Source organism: Nocardia asiatica NBRC 100129, from assembly GCF_000308415.1.
Classification (GTDB): domain Bacteria; phylum Actinomycetota; class Actinomycetes; order Mycobacteriales; family Mycobacteriaceae; genus Nocardia; species Nocardia asiatica.
The window spans coordinates 1-1,267 of sequence record NZ_BAFS01000098.1; the positions used below are offsets into that span (position 1 = coordinate 1).

Consider the following 1,267-nt stretch of genomic DNA (forward strand, 5'->3'; position numbering starts at 1 on the left):
GCCGGTGGCGGACAGGTACTCAACGCCTACGACTGGGGTGTGCCGGTCGGGTTCACGCCGCTGGACGAATTCGACATCTACGCGATCCGCCGCTTCTGAGCGCGCACCGGCCGGGGAAGTGCCGGTGCGCGACGAGGCGAGATCATGATCCGCCGACGAAGGCAGCGGCTTCGATCCGCACGGATCGGGGCCGCTGCCTGCTGCTCGGTCGAACCGGATGACGCCCTGGCAGTCGAACGCGCCTCTGCTCGAACCGGAACGGGAGAAACGGCGAGTTCCGGATCGGCATCGAGAAGTACGCTCGGCTGCCGCCGATTACGAGCGGCGTAAGCATAGCGGTGTGCTATCGCACGTGCGTGGGCCGGGTTCCGGTCAGCCGCCGAGGTCGTCGGCCAGCGTGCGCAGCAGCGGACTGTACTGCGGATGCGCCAGTGCCGAGGCGAACTGCGCGACCAGATAGTCGGCCGGGTTGCCGGTGTCGTACCACCGGCCGCGGATCACCTGACCGAAGACCGGATGGGCGGCCGCGTACACGTTGATCGCGTCGGTGAGGTACACCTCGCCGGTGCGGTGCTCGTACCACGCTTCGGTCTGCGTGCGCAGTTCCTCGATGATGCCGGGAGTGACGACGTAGCCGCCGATCGCGGCGAACGACGACGGCGCGTCCTTCGGCTTCGGCTTCTCCCGCAGTCCGGTGATGCGCAGCAGACCGTTGCCGTGGTCGTCGGCCACCACCGGCACGCCGTAGCGCTGCGACTCCGACGGGTCCATCGGCATCAGCGCGAGGACGGGGGCTCCGGTGGCCTCGTAGGCGTCGATCAGCTGCTGGGCGCGCGGAACCTCGGCGACGAACACGTCGTCGGGCCACAGCACCAGCATCGGCTCGTCGCCGAGATTGCGCGCGGCGTTGAGCACGGGGGTGCCGTTGCCGTACGGCCCGTGCTGGTCGAGGTAGGTGATGTGACCGAGCCGGGACAGCTCGCCCACCTCCTCGACCGCGTCGGCGAAGGCGGTCTTGCCGTCCGCGCGCAACTGAGCCACCAGCGCGGGGTTGGGCCGGAAATGGTCCTGGATCAATGATTTTCCGCCGCTGACCACGATGGTGATGTCGGTGATGCCCGAAGCGACCAGCTCGCGGACCGTGTGCTCGATCACCGGCTTGTCGCCGACCGGCAGCATCTCCTTCGGGATGGCCTTGGTCAGCGGAAGCAACCGGGAGCCGATACCAGCGGCCGGGATGACGGCCTTGCGGATATTCATGGGTCCG

The 1,267-nt window shown here is 68.3% G+C and carries 1 protein-coding gene; it reads right to left on the minus strand.

Translation table 11 applies throughout. The features are described from left to right. Positions 1-372: 372 nt before the first annotated feature. A partial coding sequence (locus tag ON27_RS09630) for a UTP--glucose-1-phosphate uridylyltransferase (protein ID WP_373282758.1) occupies positions 373-1,267 on the minus strand: 895 nt, incomplete at its 5' end.